The 19,106-nt window shown below is 60.3% G+C and carries 21 protein-coding genes; 11 read left to right on the forward strand and 10 right to left on the reverse strand.

The window, feature by feature from the left end; all coding sequences use genetic code 11:
- Nucleotides 1-30 precede the first annotated feature (30 nt).
- On the forward strand, nt 31-1,557 hold the full coding sequence (locus tag AC1DVE_RS01990; RefSeq protein ID WP_223455092.1) for a SulP family inorganic anion transporter: 1,527 nt from the start codon (nt 31-33) through the stop codon (nt 1,555-1,557).
- A 119-nt stretch (nt 1,558-1,676) separates the two neighbouring features.
- Here the strand turns inward: AC1DVE_RS01990 and AC1DVE_RS01995 are convergent, their stop codons facing one another.
- On the reverse strand, nt 1,677-2,327 hold the full coding sequence (locus tag AC1DVE_RS01995; protein ID WP_223455090.1) for a hypothetical protein: 651 nt from the start codon (nt 2,325-2,327) through the stop codon (nt 1,677-1,679).
- Nucleotides 2,328-2,696: 369 nt separating this feature from the next.
- On the opposite strand from AC1DVE_RS01995, the gene coxB reads away from it, so the two are divergent.
- The 4 genes from coxB to AC1DVE_RS02015 all read left to right on the forward strand — a co-directional run bounded on the left by coxB (nt 2,697) and on the right by AC1DVE_RS02015 (nt 7,102).
- The gene (gene coxB / locus AC1DVE_RS02000) at nt 2,697-3,824 is read left to right on the forward strand and encodes a cytochrome c oxidase subunit II (RefSeq protein WP_223455088.1); all 1,128 of its coding nucleotides are present in this window, start codon (nt 2,697-2,699) and stop codon (nt 3,822-3,824) included.
- A gap of 82 nt (nt 3,825-3,906) precedes the next feature.
- A complete protein-coding gene (gene ctaD / locus AC1DVE_RS02005) occupies nt 3,907-5,499 on the forward strand; it encodes a cytochrome c oxidase subunit I (protein WP_477783685.1) in 1,593 nt (530 codons plus the stop codon).
- A gap of 138 nt (nt 5,500-5,637) precedes the next feature.
- Complete coding sequence (locus tag AC1DVE_RS02010; protein WP_223455084.1) at nt 5,638-6,189, forward strand: cytochrome c oxidase assembly protein; 552 nt, start codon at nt 5,638-5,640, stop codon at nt 6,187-6,189.
- 25 nt (nt 6,190-6,214) lie between these two features.
- The gene (locus tag AC1DVE_RS02015) at nt 6,215-7,102 is read left to right on the forward strand and encodes a cytochrome c oxidase subunit 3 (protein WP_223455083.1); all 888 of its coding nucleotides are present in this window, start codon (nt 6,215-6,217) and stop codon (nt 7,100-7,102) included.
- A gap of 40 nt (nt 7,103-7,142) precedes the next feature.
- On the opposite strand, the gene AC1DVE_RS02020 is transcribed toward AC1DVE_RS02015, so the two are convergent.
- On the reverse strand, nt 7,143-7,346 hold the full coding sequence (locus tag AC1DVE_RS02020; protein WP_223455081.1) for a twin transmembrane helix small protein: 204 nt from the start codon (nt 7,344-7,346) through the stop codon (nt 7,143-7,145).
- A 71-nt stretch (nt 7,347-7,417) separates the two neighbouring features.
- On the opposite strand from AC1DVE_RS02020, the gene AC1DVE_RS02025 reads away from it, so the two are divergent.
- From AC1DVE_RS02025 to AC1DVE_RS02045, 5 genes are read left to right on the forward strand one after another with little or no spacing between them, the layout of a single operon-like run.
- The gene (locus AC1DVE_RS02025; protein WP_223455079.1) at nt 7,418-8,158 is read left to right on the forward strand and encodes an SURF1 family protein; all 741 of its coding nucleotides are present in this window, start codon (nt 7,418-7,420) and stop codon (nt 8,156-8,158) included.
- Nucleotides 8,124-8,717: a hypothetical protein gene (locus tag AC1DVE_RS02030; RefSeq protein WP_223455077.1), complete on the forward strand. Its 594-nt coding sequence runs from the start codon at nt 8,124-8,126 to the stop codon at nt 8,715-8,717. Before AC1DVE_RS02025 ends, AC1DVE_RS02030 begins: the two co-directional genes overlap by 35 nt.
- 10 nt (nt 8,718-8,727) lie before the next feature.
- Nucleotides 8,728-9,798, forward strand: coding sequence for a COX15/CtaA family protein (locus AC1DVE_RS02035; protein ID WP_223531974.1), 1,071 nt, complete (start codon nt 8,728-8,730; stop codon nt 9,796-9,798).
- Nucleotides 9,786-10,685, forward strand: a complete 900-nt coding sequence (gene cyoE / locus AC1DVE_RS02040; RefSeq protein WP_223455074.1) for a heme o synthase — start codon at nt 9,786-9,788, stop codon at nt 10,683-10,685. The genes AC1DVE_RS02035 and cyoE overlap by 13 nt, the downstream gene beginning before the upstream one ends.
- Nucleotides 10,682-11,317 (forward strand): SCO family protein, encoded by a 636-nt coding sequence (locus tag AC1DVE_RS02045; protein ID WP_223531972.1) that lies wholly within the window; start codon nt 10,682-10,684, stop codon nt 11,315-11,317. The genes cyoE and AC1DVE_RS02045 overlap by 4 nt, the downstream gene beginning before the upstream one ends.
- Before the next feature lie 94 nt (nt 11,318-11,411).
- On the opposite strand, the gene AC1DVE_RS02050 is transcribed toward AC1DVE_RS02045, so the two are convergent.
- The 7 genes from AC1DVE_RS02050 to zur form a co-directional block, all read right to left on the reverse strand.
- The gene (locus AC1DVE_RS02050; RefSeq protein ID WP_223455070.1) at nt 11,412-12,185 is read right to left on the reverse strand and encodes a MetQ/NlpA family ABC transporter substrate-binding protein; all 774 of its coding nucleotides are present in this window, start codon (nt 12,183-12,185) and stop codon (nt 11,412-11,414) included.
- A gap of 66 nt (nt 12,186-12,251) precedes the next feature.
- A complete protein-coding gene (locus AC1DVE_RS02055) occupies nt 12,252-12,926 on the reverse strand; it encodes a methionine ABC transporter permease (RefSeq protein WP_008002212.1) in 675 nt (224 codons plus the stop codon).
- The gene (locus AC1DVE_RS02060) at nt 12,926-13,933 is read right to left on the reverse strand and encodes a methionine ABC transporter ATP-binding protein (protein WP_223455068.1); all 1,008 of its coding nucleotides are present in this window, start codon (nt 13,931-13,933) and stop codon (nt 12,926-12,928) included. The genes AC1DVE_RS02055 and AC1DVE_RS02060 overlap by 1 nt, the downstream gene beginning before the upstream one ends.
- A gap of 295 nt (nt 13,934-14,228) precedes the next feature.
- Complete coding sequence (locus AC1DVE_RS02065) at nt 14,229-14,945, reverse strand: PA5502 family lipoprotein (protein ID WP_223531970.1); 717 nt, start codon at nt 14,943-14,945, stop codon at nt 14,229-14,231.
- Nucleotides 14,946-14,982: 37 nt separating this feature from the next.
- A complete protein-coding gene (gene znuB, locus AC1DVE_RS02070; RefSeq protein WP_223455065.1) occupies nt 14,983-15,771 on the reverse strand; it encodes a zinc ABC transporter permease subunit ZnuB in 789 nt (262 codons plus the stop codon).
- Complete coding sequence (znuC, locus tag AC1DVE_RS02075; RefSeq protein WP_223455063.1) at nt 15,764-16,549, reverse strand: zinc ABC transporter ATP-binding protein ZnuC; 786 nt, start codon at nt 16,547-16,549, stop codon at nt 15,764-15,766. The genes znuB and znuC overlap by 8 nt, the downstream gene beginning before the upstream one ends.
- A complete protein-coding gene (gene zur, locus AC1DVE_RS02080; RefSeq protein WP_223531968.1) occupies nt 16,549-17,031 on the reverse strand; it encodes a zinc uptake transcriptional repressor Zur in 483 nt (160 codons plus the stop codon). Before zur ends, znuC begins: the two co-directional genes overlap by 1 nt.
- A 66-nt stretch (nt 17,032-17,097) precedes the next feature.
- On the opposite strand from zur, the gene znuA reads away from it, so the two are divergent.
- Nucleotides 17,098-18,018, forward strand: a complete 921-nt coding sequence (gene znuA, locus AC1DVE_RS02085) for a zinc ABC transporter substrate-binding protein ZnuA (RefSeq protein WP_223455059.1) — start codon at nt 17,098-17,100, stop codon at nt 18,016-18,018.
- A gap of 122 nt (nt 18,019-18,140) precedes the next feature.
- Here znuA and AC1DVE_RS02090 read toward each other — a convergent pair whose 3' ends face one another.
- A complete protein-coding gene (locus tag AC1DVE_RS02090; RefSeq protein WP_223455058.1) occupies nt 18,141-19,091 on the reverse strand; it encodes a homoserine kinase in 951 nt (316 codons plus the stop codon).
- Nucleotides 19,092-19,106: the final 15 nt, after the last annotated feature.

Below are 19,106 nucleotides of genomic sequence, written 5' to 3' on the forward strand. Positions count from 1 at the left end.
ATGCCTGAAGAAAACTTCGGGAGACTCACTATGCGTGCTGCTCGACTCAAAGCTGTTCTGCCACGGGAGCTGCTGGCTTCGGTGGTTGTTTTTCTGGTCGCCCTGCCCCTGTGCATGGGCATCGCGATTGCCTCGGGGCTACCGCCGGCCAAAGGTCTGATCACCGGCATCATAGGTGGTCTGGTAGTCGGCTGGTTGGCCGGTTCGCCACTGCAAGTCAGCGGCCCGGCGGCGGGCCTGGCCGTTCTGGTATTCGAACTGGTCCGCCAGCACGGCATCGCCATGCTCGGGCCGATTCTGTTGCTGGCGGGTTTGCTGCAACTGGTGGCTGGCCGTTTGAAGCTGGGTTGCTGGTTTCGGGTGACGGCCCCCGCGGTGGTGTACGGCATGCTGGCCGGGATTGGCGTGCTGATCATCCTGTCTCAGGTGCATGTGATGCTGGATGCCGTACCAAAACCCTCGGGCCTGGATAACCTGGCGGCCTTCCCGGCGGCGATGGCTCAGGCGTTGCCCTCGTTTGGCTGGCAAGCCGGTTTGCTCGGTTTGTCGACGATCGCCGTCATGTGGCTGTGGGAGAAACTCCGTCCGCAATCCCTGCGCTTCATTCCTGGGGCACTACTTGGCGTCGGTCTGGCCACGCTTGCCAGCCTGGTGCTGGCGTTGCAGGTCAAACGGGTTGAGGTACCGGCCAACCTGACGGAGGCCATCGACTGGCTGAAGCCCGCGGATCTGCTCAATCTGGCTGATCCGACCTTGCTGATCGCTGCGTTTGCCGTGGCCTTCATCGCCAGCGCCGAAACCTTGCTTTCAGCCGCCGCGGTTGATCGCATGCACAGTGGTCAGCGCTCGGACTTCGACCGGGAATTATCGGCGCAAGGTATCGGCAACATGCTGTGTGGCCTGCTTGGGGCGTTGCCGATGACCGGCGTTATCGTACGCAGTTCGGCGAATGTTCAGGCCGGCGCAACCACGCGGTTTTCGACCATTTTCCATGGCCTGTGGTTGTTGGCGTTCGTACTGTTGCTGTCCAGCGTGCTGCAAAGCATTCCGGTGGCGAGCCTGGCGGGCGTACTGGTGTACACCGGTTTCAAGCTGGTGGATCTCAAGGTCTTCCGTGGTTTGGGCCGGTATGGTCGAGCGCCGATGTTCACCTATGCGGCAACCGCGCTTGCCATCGTTTTCACGGACCTGCTGACCGGTATGTTGATTGGCTTCGGCCTGACGCTGGTGAAACTCGCGCTGAAAGCTTCGCGGTTGAAAATCAGCCTGATCGACCTGCCTCAGGAAGGGCAAATGGAATTGCGCCTGGCAGGAGCGGCGACCTTCCTCAAAGTGCCGGCGCTGACCCAAGTGCTGGGTAGTATTCCACCAGGCGCGACGGTGCATGTGCCGCTCAATAACCTGAGCTACATCGATCACTCGTGTCTGGAACTGCTGGAGGAGTGGGGGCGGGCGAATGCGGCCAAGGGCTCGAAGCTGTTGATTGAATCGCGGGGATTGAAGCGTAGGCTTGAGGGACGGGTGCGAACGAATACCGGCGTCGGCGCGGCCGGGTAGATAACAGTGTGGGAGCGGGCTTGCTCGCGAAAGCGGTGGATCAGCCAACTCATATGCTGAATGGTTAACCGCATTCGCGAGCAAGCCCGCTCCCACAGGGGATTGTGTTTACCGATGGATCAAGCCGCCGGCTGATCCAGTTCCAGGCCTACGCCCAAACGGCGGGACATGCACGGCCAGCGTTTCCACGCGGCGCCGGTGTCCGGGCTGTTGAGCTTCTCACGGTAGGCTTCCACCGACTCCAGTGCGAAGCTTTCGTCGTTGAGCATCTCGTCGATGGCGTGATGCACCACTTCGTCCAGTTGGTTGGCGAACGACTCACCGATCAATTGGTGAGCAATCAGGTTGGCGACAGTCATGTCCAAGGGGATCAGTGGCTGGCCGAAATGCTTGATGTACAGGTCGTTGACCTCTTCGACAAACCGGTGCGCCAGATAGGCTTCATCCAGCAGGCTGTCGAGCCCGATATGGCCGGCCATGATGGCTGGCGGCTGGAGGAAGTACTGCTCGGCGATTGCCAGCACCGGTTTGATCTGTGACGCGATGCCCGCTTCCCTGGCGACTTCATTGGCTGCATCCAGCAGATCGGGCACTTCTTCGATGTAGGCCGCGACAAATCGCGTCAGTACGCCGTTGGTATCGGTCTCCGGCAATTGGATCGCCGGGTGCAGGTGAGGCAGTTTACTTTCCAGCTGACGCGTCAGCAGGCCGGTCTCGGCTTCGTGTTGTTGGGCTTTTTGGATCTGCTCGCGCAATGCGGCGGTGTTCATGAAAACTCCAGGAAACAAGGCAATGAAATAGGGAAGACATAACTTAGCTGGCTTACGAAAAATGCTAAGACGCATTTGTCATAATTATTTCATCCTTGAGACAGCCCCGTTATATCGATTAGCCACCACTCGTCTGCATCCTTCTCCATTCGTACCCTGCAAAGCAAGCTAATGCTGTTTCAGATGATTTACGCCTTCGCATTGCGAGGTCAGAGGTGCTGTCTATACTCGGGTTGGAATGGAGTTAGCTGATGACGCCCGACTGCATATGCAGCAAGGCCCGGTGCTCAAGTTCGTAGTCTGATGCAGCCGCTCCCTTGCCGCAGGTGAAAGCCGGCGGGATAACAAGAACGATAAGGGGAACCCGCAATGATGCGACATCCACATGTCTGGATGGGCCTCCTGTTGTGGTCGATTTTCAGTCAGGCGCAAGCGGCCTGGACTGTGAATATGGCGCCTGGAGCGACTGAAATCAGTCACGCAGTATTCGACCTGCACATGATCATTTTCTGGATCTGTGTGGTGATCGGCATCATCGTTTTTGGTGCCATGTTCTGGTCGATGATTCTCCACCGCCGCTCGACCGGGCAGGTGGCCGCCAAATTTCATGAAAGCACCACCGTCGAAATCCTCTGGACCATCGTGCCCTTCCTGATCCTGGTGGCCATGGCGATTCCCGCTACCGCGACCCTGATCAAGATGTACGACGCCAGCGAGCCAGAAATCGATATCCAGATCACCGGCTACCAGTGGAAGTGGCACTACAAATACCTGGGCCAGGACGTCGAGTTCTTCAGCAACCTGACCACCCCCCAGGATCAAATCCACAACAAGGAAGCCAAGGGCGAGCATTATTTGCTCGAAGTCGACAAGCCATTGGTGCTGCCGGTCGGCACCAAAGTGCGCTTCCTGGTGACCTCTGCCGACGTGATCCACTCCTGGTGGGTGCCGGCTTTCGCGGTCAAGCGCGATGCGATTCCCGGGTTCGTCAATGAAGCCTGGACCCGCATCGACAAGCCCGGCATTTACCGTGGCCAGTGCGCCGAGTTGTGCGGCAAGGATCACGGCTTCATGCCGACCGTGGTCGAGGTCAAGGAAAAGGCCGATTACGAAAAATGGCTGGCCGATCGCAAGGTCGAGGTCGCGCAACTCAAAGAGCTGACCAGCAAGGAATGGACCCTCGACGAGCTCAAGGAGCGCGGCGACAAGGTCTATCACACCACCTGCGTGGCCTGTCACCAGGCCGAAGGTCAGGGTCTGCCGCCGATGTTCCCGGCACTCAAGGGCTCGAAAATCGCCACCGGACCGAAAGACGCTCACCTGAGCCTGGTCTTCCACGGCAAGCCTGGCACCGCCATGGCGGCGTTCGGCAAGCAACTCTCGGAAGTCGATATCGCGGCAGTCGTGACCTATGAACGTAATGCATGGGGCAACAACAAGGGCGACATGGTCACGCCTAAAGAAGTGCTGGAGCTGAAACAGGCGGAAAGCAAATGACCCGGTCTATTGCGCACGTAAGGAACCGGTCGGGGCTACGCACCCCGGCCTGCCCAGCCCATCTGTTTGCAGGAGACAGGACATGACTGCTGTAATCGATGAACATGTTCATACCGCCACCGACCACGCCCATGGCCCCGCCAAAGGCCTGATGCGCTGGGTGCTGACCACCAACCACAAGGACATCGGTACGTTGTACCTGTGGTTTGCATTCTCCATGTTCCTGCTTGGCGGTTCGTTCGCGATGGTGATTCGCGCCGAGCTGTTCCAGCCGGGGCTGCAGATCGTCCAGCCGGAATTCTTCAACCAGATGACCACCATGCACGGTCTGGTGATGGTCTTCGGTGCGGTGATGCCGGCCTTTGTCGGCCTTGCCAACTGGATGATCCCGCTGATGATCGGCGCGCCGGACATGGCCCTGCCGCGCATGAACAACTTCAGCTTCTGGCTGTTGCCGGCGGCGTTCCTGTTGCTGGTGTCGACCCTGTTCACCGCCGGTGGCGGGCCGAACTTCGGCTGGACGTTCTACGCGCCGCTGTCGACCACCTACGCGCCGGAAAGCGTGACCTTCTTCATCTTCGCCATCCACTTGATGGGGATCAGTTCGATCATGGGCGCGATCAACGTGATCGCCACCATCCTCAACCTGCGCGCCCCCGGCATGACGCTGATGAAAATGCCGTTGTTCGTCTGGACCTGGCTGATCACCGCGTTCCTGCTGATCGCGGTGATGCCGGTATTGGCAGGTTGCGTGACGATGATGCTGATGGATATCCACTTCGGCACCAGTTTCTTCAGTGCCGCCGGTGGCGGAGACCCGGTGCTGTTCCAGCATGTTTTCTGGTTCTTCGGTCACCCCGAGGTGTACATCATGATCCTGCCGGCGTTCGGTGCCGTCAGTTCGATCATTCCGGCTTTTTCGCGCAAGCCACTGTTCGGCTACACCTCGATGGTCTACGCCACGGCGAGTATCGCGTTCCTGTCGTTTATCGTCTGGGCGCACCACATGTTCGTGGTCGGCATTCCGCTGGTGGGCGAGTTGTTCTTCATGTACGCCACGCTGCTGATCGCGGTGCCAACGGGCGTGAAGGTGTTCAACTGGGCCAGCACCATGTGGCAAGGCTCGCTGACGTTCGAGACGCCGATGCTGTTTGCCGTGGCGTTCGTGATCCTGTTCACCATCGGCGGTTTCTCCGGGTTGATGCTGGCCATCGCCCCAGCGGACTTCCAGTACCAGGACACCTACTTCGTGGTCGCGCATTTCCACTATGTGCTGGTGCCGGGGGCGATCTTCGGGATCTTCGCTTCGGCCTATTACTGGATGCCGAAATGGACCGGCCACATGTACGACGAAACCCTCGGCAAGCTGCATTTCTGGCTGTCGTTCATTGGGATGAACATGGCCTTCTTCCCGATGCACTTCGTGGGGCTGGCGGGCATGCCGCGACGGATTCCGGACTACAACCTGCAGTTCGCCGACTTCAACATGGTGTCGTCGATCGGCGCATTCATGTTCGGCGCCACGCAGATCTTCTTCCTGTTCATTGTGATCAAGACCATTCGCGGCGGTCCGCCAGCACCGGCCAAGCCGTGGGACGGGGCTGAAGGCCTGGAGTGGAGCATTCCGTCGCCAGCGCCGTATCACACCTTCACCACGCCGCCGGAAGTGAAATGAACACCTTGGCCCCTGTAGGAGCGAGCTCGCTCGCGATGAATGTGAAAGCGACGCGTTTTTCCAGACAGCATGCGTTTTCGTTTACGCCCATCGCGAGCAAGCTCGCTCCTACAAGGGGCACGGTGGAGGCTGGAAATCATGGCTGACTCGATTTCGTTGAAGAAACTGGTCACGCGCCTGCTGACCGTGGTGGTGGCGATGTTTGTGTTCGGGTTTGCACTGGTGCCGATCTACGACGTGATGTGCAAGGCCTTCGGCATTAATGGCAAGACCGGCGGGCAGTACGAGGGTGAGCAAACAGTCGACACCTCGCGGCAGGTGCGTGTGCAGTTTCTGTCGACCAACACTGCCGATATGCCCTGGGACTTCTATCCCAAGGGCGAGGAACTGGTGGCCCATCCGGGGGCGGTGAACGAGATGATCTTCATCGCTCACAACCCGACCGATAAGCCGATGAGTGCCCAGGCCGTGCCGAGTATCGCGCCGAGTACTGCCGCTGCGTACTTCCACAAGACGGAATGTTTCTGCTTTACCCAGCAAGTGCTGCAGCCCGGTCAACGGATCGAGATGCCGGTACGTTTCATCGTTGACCGTGACATGCCCAAGGATGTGAAGCACCTGACGCTGTCTTACACGCTGTTCGATATCACCGCCCGACATCCACCGGTAGCTGTAAACACTGGCGGTTGAGCGTGCCCGATAAGGAGAACAATAAATGGCAACTCATGAACATTATTACGTTCCCGCCCAGAGCAAATGGCCGATTATCGCCACGCTCGGCATGGTCACCACCGTGTACGGCCTGGCTACCTGGTTCAACGATCTGAAAGCGGCGCGTCCGGAATCCCACGGGCCGCTGATCTTTTTCGTCGGCGGGCTGTTGGTGGCTTACATGCTGTTCGGCTGGTTCGGTACGGTAATCAAGGAAAGTCGCGGTGGTTTGTACAGCCCGCAAATGGATCGCTCGTTCCGCTGGGGCATGAGCTGGTTCATCTTCTCAGAGGTGATGTTCTTCATCGCCTTCTTTGGCGCGCTGTTTTATGTCCGTCATATCTCCGGACCGGCGCTCGGTGGTGAAGGCGCCAAAGGCATCGCGCACATGCTGTGGCCGAACTTCCAGTTCACATGGCCGCTGCTGAGCAACCCCGACTCGAAGCTGTTTCCGCCGCCCAAGGAAGTCATCAGCCCCTGGGGCCTGCCACTGCTCAATACAGTGTTATTGGTGAGTTCCAGCGTGACCGTGACCATTGCCCACCACGCCTTGAAAAAGGGCCATCGCGGCGCACTGAAACTTTGGCTGGCGCTCACCGTGTTGCTGGGCTGCGCGTTCCTCACGTTCCAGGCCGAAGAGTACATGCACGCCTACCGCGAGCTGGGCCTGACCCTGGGCTCGGGCATCTACGGCGCGACATTCTTCATGCTCACCGGGTTCCACGGCGCCCATGTGACCATCGGCACCATCATCCTGTTCGTGATGCTGATGCGGATCATGCGAGGGCACTTCGACAGCGAGCACCAGTTCGGCTTCGAAGCGGCGAGCTGGTACTGGCACTTCGTGGATGTGGTGTGGATCGGGCTGTTTGTTTTCGTCTATGTGCTTTAAAGCAGCTTCAAGCTTCAAGCCTCAAGTTTTGAGCTTGAAACTACCAAGGTACGTGGGAGACCAGTTGGCCGCTGAAAAAACCCCAGGCGATCAGACCGAGGGTAAGGGCGGCCAGCGTCACTCGCACACTCAAGGCAATGACGAGGCGGTTTGAGCGGCTGTCGTCCTTGACCAGAAAAAACAGGCCGCTGAACAGGCTGACAACCGTGGCAATCAGCATCAGGACGATGGCTGCTTTGAGCATGGTGAGACTCCGGGGGGACAAGCGATGCATTTGAGTATAGCTATCGCGGTGACCGAATTTCTGGCGATGCCATGAAGCGCTTTCGGCCGGGTATCGTGCCAACGCTGGTGGTCGCGTTGTTGCTGCCGCTACTGGTGTCCCTGGGGTTCTGGCAATTGAGTCGGGGCGCGGAGAAAAGCGCGCTGCTGCAAAACTACGCCGAACGCCGCGCCGCTGAGCCGATGGCCAGCACCGAACTGCAACACACGACAGACCCGGCCTTCCGCCGGGTTCGCCTGCACGGCCAGTTCGATGCCGAACACAGCCTGCTGCTGGATAACAGTCAACGCAACGGCAGGGTCGGCGTCGAGCTGTTGCAACCCTTTCACGATCAGGCCACCGGGCTTTGGCTGCTGGTCAATCGCGGCTGGTTGCCTTGGCCGGAGCGCCGCACTCCACCGCAATTCAAGACACCTGCCGAAGCAGTCAGCCTCGACGCGTGGGTCTACGTCTCCCCCGGGATGACGTTCCAATTGCACGCAGATCCCACAACGTTGACATGGCCGAAGCTGATTACGGCCATTGAGCCAACCAAGCTCTGGACAGCACTGAACCGCGAAGGCTTTGCCTACGAACTGCGCGCCGAAACCGGCCCCGCCACCTATCAGGCCGACTGGCCAGTAGTCGCCATGGGCCCGGAAAAACACATCGCTTATGCCGTGCAGTGGTTCGCCATGGCGATCGCCCTGTTCGGTCTTTATCTCTATCTCGGCTGGCACAACGCAAAGGAGAAACACCATGGGAGCAGCCATGAATCCACCCAGCATGTCTGAGGTGAAACCGTCGGCGAACCGGCGCAAAGGCCGGTTGCAACTGCTGCTGATCCTGCTCGGGGTGATCGGTCCGATGATCCTCGCCACCGGCATGTACAAGCTGAATTTCTGGGTGCCCGAGGGCCGCAGTTATCACGGCGAACTGATCGGCAACGGCCAGACCCGCGCCGATATCGGCGTGCAGGCCCAGGAAGATCGCTGGCAGATGCTGGTGACGGCGCCCAAGGATTGCGCGGTGGACTGCCAGCAACTGGTGTACCTGGCGCGGCAGATCCAGATCGGCCTCGGCCGCGATGCGTCCCGCGCCAGCCATGCATTGGCCGCCGCGCAGACGCTAAACAGCGATTACGAGACTAAACTTCAACGCGAGTACCCGCAGTTGCAACGCTATTCACTGGACTTGCCTGCCTACACAAAAGGCGCTCAGGGCAATGACGCGCCGCACCTGTGGATCATCGACCCCCACGGCAATCTGGTGCTGCGCTACGACCCGTCGGTGAAGGGCAAGGACTTGCTCAACGATCTGCGCCACCTGCTGAAACTGTCGAACATCGGATAAGGGCATCGTCATGGCCAAACCTGGATTTCGCCTCGCGCTGTTTGCCACCTTACTGGCACTGATTGTGGTGTTGCTCGGCGCCTACACCCGCCTGACCCACGCCGGCCTCGGCTGCCCGGACTGGCCCGGCTGCTATGGCTTCATCAGCGTGCCAAAAAGCGAAGCCCAACTGGCACATGCCGAATTGCATTTCCCGGACGCTCCGGTCGAGGCCCACAAGGGCTGGAACGAGATGGTCCACCGCTACTTCGCCGGCACGCTGGGAGTGTTGATCGCGGTGTTGGCCGGTCGTGCGTGGGTGCATCGCCACCATCCCGGGCAGCCGGTGAAGCTGCCGTTGTTTCTGTTGGCGGTGGTTTTTGGCCAAGCCGCGTTCGGCATGTGGACGGTAACGCTCAAGCTCTGGCCGCAGGTGGTCACCGGGCATTTGCTGGGCGGCTTCGCGACCTTGAGCCTGTTGTTTCTGCTGACCTTGCGCCTGTCCGGCGTACTGCCGGCGCTGACCGTGCCACGACGTTTGCAGCACTGGGCGACGGCGGGGCTGTTGCTGGTGATCGGGCAAATCGCCCTCGGTGGCTGGGTCAGTTCCAATTACGCCGCCGTGGCCTGCATCGACTTTCCGACCTGTCACGGCCAGTGGTTGCCATCGGCGGACTTCGCCAACGGCTTCCACCTGACCCAGCACATCGGCCCGAACTACCTCGGCGGGCAACTGGACAGCGACGCCCGTACGGCCATTCACCTGACTCACCGTATCGGCGCCCTGCTAGTGACCCTGGTGCTGCTCGGTCTGGCCTGGCAACTGAAAGCAGTCGGCATGACGCGCCTGGCAGGCCTGGTGCTGATCACCCTTGGCGCACAAATCACCCTGGGCATCAGCAACGTGCTGTTCCATCTGCCGCTGCCGGTGGCCGTCGCGCATAACGCGGGCGGCGCGGCGCTGTTGCTGACCATGGTGCTGGTCAATTACCACGCCCGAACCAGCCTGGTCCGGGTCAAGCAAGCGCGCTGGCACTTCAGCCCGCGTAAACACTCAGCCGGGCCCATAACAATAAAAGGAGAGATGCCATGGCGATTCTGATCGGCGAACGTCCCAGTCAGGCGATCTGGCGTGACTACCTGGAACTGACCAAGCCCAAAGTCGTGGTGCTGATGCTCATCACGTCACTGGTGGGGATGTTCCTCGCGACCCGTGCCGGGGTGCCGTGGACGGTGCTAATCTTCGGCAACCTGGGCATCGCCCTGTGTGCCGGTGGCGCAGCGGCGGTCAATCATGTGGTGGATCGGCGCATCGATGCGGTCATGGCGCGCACTCACAAACGGCCGCTCGCCGAAGGCCGGGTTTCTCCGACCGCCGCGCTGACGTTCGCGCTGGTATTGGCGGTCCTCGGACAAGCCATGCTGCTGGCGTTTACCAACCCGCTGACTGCGTGGCTGACCCTCGCCTCGTTGCTCGGCTACGCGGTGGTCTACACCGGATTCCTCAAGCGCGCGACCCCGCAGAACATTGTCATCGGTGGTCTGGCTGGTGCCGCGCCGCCATTGCTTGGCTGGACCGCCGCCACTGGTCACGTCAGCGCCGAACCGTTGCTGCTGGTGCTGATCATCTTCGCCTGGACCCCGCCGCATTTCTGGGCGCTGGCGATCCATCGCAAGGAGGAATACGCCAAGGCCGACATCCCGATGCTGCCGGTCACCCACGGCGAGCACTACACCAAGATTCACATCCTGCTTTATACCTTCGCATTGCTTGCCGTCAGCCTCATGCCTTATGTGATCCACATGAGCGGCACGCTCTACCTGGCCTGCGCGCTCGGGCTGGGCGCACGGTTTCTGCATTGGGCCGTGGTGCTGTACCGTGGCACTCGGCCGCACGCGGCGATCAACACGTTCAAGTACTCTATTTACTACTTGTTCTTGCTGTTTATCGCCCTGCTCGTAGACCACTACTTACTGTTGAACCTATGACTCGAACCCAGAAAACCGTCTTCATACTCGTCGCCTTGATCGCGCTGATCCTGGGCCTGACCGTCAACAAGGTGCTGTCCGGAAAAAACCAGGGCGATCCGACGGCGCTGATCGACGCCGGCATCATTCTGCTGCCGCAGAGCCGTAATCTGCCGGACATAACGATGACCAATCAGGACGGCCAGCCGGTTGCAATCAATGAATTGAAAGGCAAGTGGAGCCTGCTGTTCTTCGGCTACACCTTCTGCCCGGACATCTGCCCGACCACACTCGCCCAGTTGCGACAGATCAAGAGCGAGTTGCCGCCAGAGGCCGTGGATAAACTGCAAATCGTGCTGGTCAGCATTGACCCCAATCGCGATACGCCCAAGCAACTCAAGCAGTACCTGGGCTACTTCGACCCGCAGTTCATGGGCCTGACCCCGGCGTCGACCGATGAGCTGCAAAAGATCGCCAACGCGGTGAGCATTCCGTTCATTCCGGCGGACACCAGCAAGCCGAACTACACCGTTGACCACAGCGGCAACCTCGCGGTGATCGGGCCGGACGGCACTCAGCGCGGATTCATCCGTGCGCCGTTGAACAATGCGAAGTTGGTGGCGCAGTTGCCGGTGATGCTCAAACGCAACTGAAAACACCACCAAACCCTGTGGGAGCGGGCTTGTATTTCAAGGCACAAAAAAGGGGCGCATTCGATGCGCCCCTTTTTTTGCTGCTTTCAGTCGATCAGAACGCCGGTACCACCGCGCCTTTGTACTTCTCGAGAATGAAGGCCTTCACTTCCGGGCTGTGCAGGGCAGCGACCAGTTTCTTCATCGCTTCGCTGTCCTTGTCATCCGGACGAGCCACCAGAATGTTCACGTAAGGCGAGTCGCTGCCTTCGATGAACAGCGCGTCCTTGGCTGGATCGAGCTTGGCTTCCAGCGCGTAGTTGGTGTTGATCAGCGCCAGGTCGACCTGGGTCAGCACGCGCGGGATGGTGGCGGCTTCCAGTTCGCGGATTTTCAGGTCCTTGGTGTTTTCGGTGATGTCTTTCACAGTCGACAGGATGTTGTTCGAATCCTTCAACTTGATCAGGCCGGCCTTGGCCATCAGCAACAGTGCACGGCCGCCATTGGTGGCATCGTTCGGGATGACCACGTTGGCACCGCCAGGCAATTCAGCAATGGTCTTGTACTTGCTGGAGTAAGCGCCCAGGGGCTCCAGGTGCACGCCAGCAACGGAAACCAGGTGGGTGCCCTTGGCCTTGTTGAACTCATCCAGGTACGGCTGGTGCTGGAAGAAGTTGGCGTCCAGGCGCTTTTCCGCGACCTGCACGTTCGGCTGGATGTAGTCGGTGAATACCTTGACCTTCAGGTCCACGCCTTCTTTGGCCAGGGCCGGCTTCACGAATTCGAGGATCTCGGCGTGTGGCACCGGAGTGGCCGCGACGGTCAGGGTGTCGGCCGCGTGGGCCGAGAATGCGGCAACAGCAGCGAGGGCGACGAGTAGTTTTTTCATTCAGCTAACTCCTTGTGCGGCACCGTTTCCGGTGCCTGCCAGCGTATGGCCGGCTCATGTCTTGTCTTATTTACGGGAGAAATGCACAACCAATTTGTCGCCGACGGTTTGCAGCACCTGGACCAATACCAGCAGCAATACCACCGTCACGACCATCACATCGGTCTGGAAACGCTGGTAACCGAAACGGATCGCCAGGTCACCCAGACCACCTGCGCCCACGACACCAGCCATCGCCGTGTAGGACACCAGTGTAATGGCTGTCACCGTAATCGCCGCGAAGATGCCCGGACGAGCCTCCGGCAGCAAGGCATTGGTGATGATCTGTCGCGTGGTCGCGCCCATGGCCTGGGTCGCTTCGATGATGCCGCGATCCACTTCACGCAGGGCGGTTTCCACCAGGCGGGCGAAGAACGGCGTGGCACCCACCACCAGCGGCGGGATCGCACCAGCGACACCCAGGGACGTGCCGGTGATCAGCACGGTGAAGGGAATCATCACGATCAACAGGATGATGAACGGCAGCGAACGCAGGATGTTCACCACCAGCGACAACATCGCGTAGACGCCTTTGGCTTCCAGCAACTGGCGCGGGCTGCACAGGAACAGCAGCACGCCCAGCGGCAAGCCGAGCAGCACGGTGAACAACAGCGAACCGCCGAGCATCAGCAGGGTGTCGCCGGTGGCCAGCCAGATTTCGAACCAGTCGATATTGGCGAAGAAACTTGTCAGGGCTTCCATTAGCGCAGCACCTCCATGTGGACGTCGGCAGCGGTGAAGCGGGCAAAGGCCGCTTCCATGTCACCGCCGGTCACGGCCAGGGTCAGTTGCCCGTAAGGGATGTCTTTGATGCGGTCGATACGACCGGCCAGGATGCTGTAGTCCACACCGGTTTCCCGGGCGACGGTACCCAGCAGCGGCGCGTATGTCGCTTCGCCCTGGAAGGTCAGACGCAGGATGCGCCCCGGTACGTGAGCGAAGTCGTCACGCTGCTCGCTTTCGTCGATCTGCTCGTCTTCCTGCACGAAGCGCTTGGTGGTCGGGTGCTTCGGATGCAGGAACACTTCGGCCACCGAGCCTTGCTCGACGATCACGCCAGCGTCCATCACGGCTACCTGATCGCAGACCCGGCGGATCACGTCCATCTCGTGGGTGATCAAGACGATGGTCAATTTCAGCTCGCGATTGATCTCGGCCAGCAATTGCAACACCGATGCGGTGGTTTGCGGGTCGAGGGCGCTGGTGGCTTCGTCGCACAGCAGGATTTTCGGTTTGGTCGCCAGCGCACGGGCAATGCCTACACGCTGCTTCTGCCCGCCGGACAATTGCGCCGGGTATTTCTTGGCGTGGTCGGACAAACCGACTCGCGCCAGCAACTCGGCTACGCGGGAATCGATCTCGCTGCGCGACAGTTCGCCGGCCAGGGTCAGCGGCAGCGCGACGTTGTCGGCGACAGTCTTGGAGGCTAGCAGGTTGAAGTGCTGGAAAATCATCCCGACCTGTTGACGGAAGCGGCGCAGGCCGTTGGCGTCGAGAGCGGTGACTTCTTCACCGTCGACGGTGATCTTGCCGCCGCTGGCATTTTCCAGGCGATTGATCAGACGCAGCAGGGTACTTTTTCCTGCGCCGGAATGACCGATCAAGCCGTAAACCTGCCCGTTCTCAATCGTCAGACTGGTCGGATGCAGGGCGGGGATTTCCTTACCGGCGACGCGGTAGGTTTTATGGACGTTTTGAAACTCGATCACGTAGCGAACCTTGTGGGGCGCGTTAGAAAAGGATCAGCGGTTAGCCGGGCGCGCATTTTAGCCTGTCCGTATAGAGGTTCTTAGCATTTATTTCGCAATTGTCCTGTCATTTGGAAATAACGCGATCAAAGGTCAGAAAAAAGGAACGGCTGAAGAGGCTCGCCCAAGGCCGAAGGCAACTTCGACCTGCTGGGCAGCATCGGGTTTGGGGCAGGGAGGCGAAGGCCAAGGCGATTCAGGCCTGAGAGTTTTACTGCCAGATAGGACGCCTTCGCGGGCTTGCCCGCGAAGCTTTTCAGGGTTTCCGAGGGCTCAGAACCATCTGCGCCGGAACACTGCGCAAAATCTGCCGCTCCAGCTTCAGATCAAACTCAGGATCGAGCCTCTTCACCCGTTTGGTCAGCAAGTTAGCCAGCCAAGGGTAATCATTGGTGCGTGGAGCCTGAATGCTCACGTCGCACTGAAAATTCACCACATCGGCGGCGATGGCATCCAGTTGGCGACGCAGCTTGCCCATATCGTTGATATTCAGCACGATCGTGGTGCTTTCAGCCGTCAGGTCGATAACCTTGGCTTTTGGCTTGGCTTCGGCAGCCTTGAGGGCGGCTTCGGCTTTTTCCAGCTCGGCCTTGCGCGCCTGGGCAATCGAGCCGTTGACTCCGCCGGTCAGCGCCGGAGCCTTGGGCATCAGCGCGCGGGCACGACTCAAGGCGGTCGCGGCAGCATCCACATCACCCTTTTGCAGCACGATCTGGCTGCGGCGCAGATAGGCTTCAGCCAGCTGCCGCTGGTATTGCTCAAGGGAAGCATCGTTGGGCGATTCGGCCTGCAAGGCTGCCAATTGGTCCTCGGCGGTGGCCAGTTCATCGCTGGCGATGTTTTGCTCCAGCTGCACGATGGCCGTGGCCCGTGCATCGGCGGCCTTGGTGGCTTCCGATGGCGTGCTTTGGCAGGCGCCCAGCAGCAAAGAAAATGCGACAAGGAGCAGATAACGGGAGGCGAACGACTTCATTCCTGCGACTCTCTATTTGCGCAAAAAACGAGCAAGTCTACACCCCTCGACGGGGCAGAACAAAACTCAGCAGAAATAGCGCGGCGGCCGTCACCACAATCGACGGGCCGGCCGGGGTGTCCTTGAACCAGGACAGCGCCAGCCCGCCACACACGGCGAGTATGCCCAGCAGGCTCGCGCCCAGTGCCATCTGTTCCGGTGAGCGGGCGTGACGTTGTGCCGCAGCGGCCGGGATGATCAGCAATGAAGTGATCAGCAATACGCCGACGATTTTCATCGCCACGGCAATCACCACGGCGATCAACAGCATCAGGGCCAGGCGCAATCCCGCCACCGGCAGGCCTTCGACCCTGGCCAGTTCTTCATGCACCGTGATCGCCAGCAATGGGCGCCACAACGCAACCAGCAAGACCAGTACCGCAGCGCTGCCGCCAAGGATCCAGGCCAGATCGGTCGGACTGATCGCCAGCAGGTCGCCGAACAGATAGGCCATCAGGTCGATCCGCACTTCGTGCATGAAGCTTAGTACCACCAGGCCCAGAGAGAGCGTGCTGGGTGCGAGAATTCCCAAAAGTGTGTCGGATGCCAGCGGCTGGCGTTGTTGCAAGGTCACCAGCATCACCGCCAACAGCAAGCAGCCAACAGTGACGGCAACAGTCGGGCTGACATCCAGCAGGAAGCCCAGGGCCACCCCGAGCAATGCCGCGTGCGACAGGGTGTCGCCGAAATAGGCCATGCGCCGCCAGACCACGAAAGACCCCAGCGGGCCTGCGACGACGGCCAGGGCCAAGCCTGCAAGCAGGGCGTAGAGCAGAAAATCAGCCATGCTTGCAGCTATCTCCGTGAACATGGGGTTGGCCCGACGCGGGCGGCTTGACCACCGAGCCATGCAAGTCGTGAGCGTGGTCGTGATGGTGGTGATAAATCGCCAGGCTTTGTGCGTTTTTTCCGAACAGCTCGACGAAAGCCGGATCGCCGCTGACCTGCTCGGGATGGCCGGAACAGCAGACGTGACGATTAAGGCAAACCACTTGATCCGTGGTGCTCATCACCAGATGCAAATCGTGGGAGACCATCAGCACGCCACAACCATGGCGGTCGCGCAGGCGGGTGATCAGGCTGTAAAGCTCAGCCTGGCCGGCCACGTCGACACCCTGTACCGGTTCGTCGAGCACCAGCAGTTCTGGCTCGCGCAACAAGGCCCGGGCCAGCAACACCCGCTGCATTTCGCCACCGGAAACGCTTTGCACCGGGCTGTCGATCACCTGTTCGGCGCCGACTTCCTTGAGTGCCGCCAAGGCCATCGCACGGTCCACGCCCGGCACCAGGCGCAAGAAACGCAGGACCGACAGCGGGAGGGTCGGATCGACATGAAGTTTTTGCGGCATGTAACCGACCCGCAGTTTCGGCTTGCGCCAGACGCTGCCGCTGTCCGGTTTCAACAGGCCGAGCACGGCACGCACCAATGTGGTTTTGCCAGCGCCGTTGGGGCCGATCAGGGTAACGATTTGCCCCGGCTCGACGCTCAGCTCGATGTTGTCGAGCACCGGTTGCCCGGCGAACGTGACCGCAACCTGCTCAAGACGGATCAGCGCGTTGCTCATCAAGCCCCCTGACAACCCGAGCAGAGACCGACCACTTCGACGGTCTGGCCTTCGACGACAAACCCGACATCCCTGGCGCTGGCGATGATCGCGTCGCTGATGGATTTTTGCTCAAGTTCGATGGCCGCGTGGCACATACGGCAGATCAGGAACTGACCCTGGTGAACATGTTCCGGGTGATTGCAGCCGATGAAGGCGTTGAGCGAGGAAATCCGATGGACCAAGCCGTTCTCCAGCAGGAAATCCAGCGCGCGGTACACCGTCGGCGGCGCAGCGCGGCGACCGTCCTGCTCGCTGAGGACCGCGAGAATGTCGTAGGCACCCAGCGGCTTGTGGCTTTGCCACACCAGTTCCAGCACCCGCCGGCGTAACGCGGTCAGGCGCAGGCCTTGACGTGCGCACAGGGCATCGGCCTCGGACAAAGCGCTGTGAACGCAATGTGAGTGGTCGTGGGGACGGCTGGCGATCGGTGTTTTTAGCATGAGCGGCGACGAGTTTTGTGAGAGACGTTATTATGTTACCCGTTCTAGCCTCTTCGAGTGGTCATCGTGTCCCGACTTTTTTCTGTTTTTGTCGCATTTATCGCAAGTTTTCTACTGATCGGTTCGGCGCAGGCCGAGGTCAAGGTCCTGACCAGCATCAAGCCCCTGCAGTTGATCGCCGCGGCGGTGCAGGACGGCGTGGCGATCCCCGAGGTTTTGCTGCCACCGGGTGCCTCACCGCATAACTATGCGTTGCGCCCTTCCGATGTGCGCAAGGTGCAATCGGTGGACCTGTTGTACTGGATCGGCCCGGACATGGAAGGTTTCCTGCCACGCGTACTCAATGGTCGTACGTTGCCCAACGTGGCCGTGCAGGATTTGCCAGGCATGAAACTGCGCCGCTTTGCCGAAGATAGCCACTCCCACGCCGAAGAAGCCGACGAACATGACCACGATCACCGCCCGGGCAGCCTGGATGCGCACCTGTGGCTGTCGCCGGTCAACGCCCGGGTCATCGCCACGAAAATGGCGGCGGACCTGAGTGCCGCCGATCCTGACAATGCCGCGCGCTATCAGAGCAATCTGAAAGCCTTCGACGAGCGTCTCGATGCGTTGGATGCGCGCCTGAAGAAACGCCTGGCCGATGTTCAAGGCAAGCCCTACTTCGTGTTCCACGAAGCCTTCGACTACTTCGAAGACGCCTACGGCCTCAAGCACGTGGGTGTGTTCAGCGTCGCGGCCGAAGTACAACCCGGTGCCCAGCATGTCGCGGCGATGCGCGCGCGTTTGCAGGAAGTCGGCAAGACCTGCGTGTTCAGCGAACCGCCGCTGCGGCCGCGTCTGGCGGAAACCCTGGTGGCGGGTTTGCCGGTGAAACTGGCTGAACTGGACGCGCTGGGCGGGTACACGCCGGCGACTGCTCAGGGCTATGAGCAGGTGTTGGAGAAATTGGGGAATGATCTGGCGGGATGTCTGGATTCGTTGTAACCGACACCAAACCTGTGGCGAGGGGGCTTGCCCCCGTTGGGCAGCGAAGCGGCCCCCATGGATCTGCTTGATAGATCGCATGGGAGCGCTGCGCGCTCCAACAAGCCCCCTCGCCACAATTTTTAAAGAGCGAAAGGCAACGGCGTATTGACCGTCTGCCGCTGCGCCAGGCGCAGCTGGAACTCCATCGGATCGTGAATCAGCACATCCTGCCCGGCGAACGACTCCGCCGCGATCAAGCGTGACAACCAGAACCGTACGCAAGCTACCCGCAGCATGGTCGGCCACAGTTCGGCTTCGGCAGCGGTGAACGGTCGCAAGGCCGCGTAAGCGCCCAGCAAGGCCCGCGCTCGCGGTCCATCGATCACGCCATCATCGTCCGAGCACCAGTCGTTCAAGGCAATCGCCACGTCGTAGAGCATCGGCCCGGAGCAGGCGTTGTAGAAATCGATCAGTCCGGTCAGGTGCGTGCCTTCGAACATCGCGTTGTCGCGGAACAGATCGGCGTGAATGTTCGCCCGCGGCAGTGCCAGGATTTTTTCTTTCTGCCGGGTGATTTCTTCCAACGCCCGTTGCAGCAGGTCTTTCTGCTCGGCACTGAGATGCGACAGGAACTGCGTACCCTCTTCCAGCATCCAGTCCAGGCCGCGATCGGTTTTGCGCTTGATCATATTGGCCTGGGTCGCCAGGTGCAGATGGCCGAGCAACTCACCCACCTGCGCGCAATGCTGTGCGTTGGCTTGCTGGATGTGCTTGCCGGCCAGGCGAGGTTGCAGCAGCGCAGGTTTGCCCGCCAGTTCGCGTAAGGCCACGCCGTCTGTGGTGCGCAAGGCGTAAGGCACCGGCAGGTTGGCACCGTGCAGCACGTCGAGCAGTTCGATGAAGAACGGCATTTCCTGAACCGGACCGCGCTCGATCAGGGTCAGGACAAATTCGCCCTGCTCCAGGCTGATAAAGAAATTGGTGTTTTCGCTACCGGCGGCAATCCCCTGGAAATCAAGCAGGCGGCCGAGGCCATAAGGGGCGAGAAAAGCTTCCAGCTCGGGCCGAGCCAGGGGGGTGAACACAGACATGTTTAAACTGCCAGT

The organism is Pseudomonas sp. P4_B4, from assembly GCF_056402255.1.

Coding starts and splice junctions, on each gene's coding strand:
- AC1DVE_RS01990 (WP_223455092.1), top strand. CDS start 31: ATGCGTGCTGCTCGACTCAAAGCTGTTCTGCCACGGGAGCTGCTGGCT.
- AC1DVE_RS01995 (WP_223455090.1), bottom strand. CDS start 2,327: ATGAACACCGCCGCATTGCGCGAGCAGATCCAAAAAGCCCAACAACAC.
- coxB (WP_223455088.1), top strand. CDS start 2,697: ATGATGCGACATCCACATGTCTGGATGGGCCTCCTGTTGTGGTCGATT.
- ctaD (WP_477783685.1), top strand. CDS start 3,907: ATGACTGCTGTAATCGATGAACATGTTCATACCGCCACCGACCACGCC.
- AC1DVE_RS02010 (WP_223455084.1), top strand. CDS start 5,638: ATGGCTGACTCGATTTCGTTGAAGAAACTGGTCACGCGCCTGCTGACC.
- AC1DVE_RS02015 (WP_223455083.1), top strand. CDS start 6,215: ATGGCAACTCATGAACATTATTACGTTCCCGCCCAGAGCAAATGGCCG.
- AC1DVE_RS02020 (WP_223455081.1), bottom strand. CDS start 7,346: ATGCTCAAAGCAGCCATCGTCCTGATGCTGATTGCCACGGTTGTCAGC.
- AC1DVE_RS02025 (WP_223455079.1), top strand. CDS start 7,418: ATGAAGCGCTTTCGGCCGGGTATCGTGCCAACGCTGGTGGTCGCGTTG.
- AC1DVE_RS02030 (WP_223455077.1), top strand. CDS start 8,124: ATGGGAGCAGCCATGAATCCACCCAGCATGTCTGAGGTGAAACCGTCG.
- AC1DVE_RS02035 (WP_223531974.1), top strand. CDS start 8,728: ATGGCCAAACCTGGATTTCGCCTCGCGCTGTTTGCCACCTTACTGGCA.
- cyoE (WP_223455074.1), top strand. CDS start 9,786: ATGGCGATTCTGATCGGCGAACGTCCCAGTCAGGCGATCTGGCGTGAC.
- AC1DVE_RS02045 (WP_223531972.1), top strand. CDS start 10,682: ATGACTCGAACCCAGAAAACCGTCTTCATACTCGTCGCCTTGATCGCG.
- AC1DVE_RS02050 (WP_223455070.1), bottom strand. CDS start 12,185: ATGAAAAAACTACTCGTCGCCCTCGCTGCTGTTGCCGCATTCTCGGCC.
- AC1DVE_RS02055 (WP_008002212.1), bottom strand. CDS start 12,926: ATGGAAGCCCTGACAAGTTTCTTCGCCAATATCGACTGGTTCGAAATC.
- AC1DVE_RS02065 (WP_223531970.1), bottom strand. CDS start 14,945: ATGAAGTCGTTCGCCTCCCGTTATCTGCTCCTTGTCGCATTTTCTTTG.
- znuB (WP_223455065.1), bottom strand. CDS start 15,771: ATGGCTGATTTTCTGCTCTACGCCCTGCTTGCAGGCTTGGCCCTGGCC.
- znuC (WP_223455063.1), bottom strand. CDS start 16,549: ATGAGCAACGCGCTGATCCGTCTTGAGCAGGTTGCGGTCACGTTCGCC.
- zur (WP_223531968.1), bottom strand. CDS start 17,031: ATGCTAAAAACACCGATCGCCAGCCGTCCCCACGACCACTCACATTGC.
- AC1DVE_RS02090 (WP_223455058.1), bottom strand. CDS start 19,091: ATGTCTGTGTTCACCCCCCTGGCTCGGCCCGAGCTGGAAGCTTTTCTC.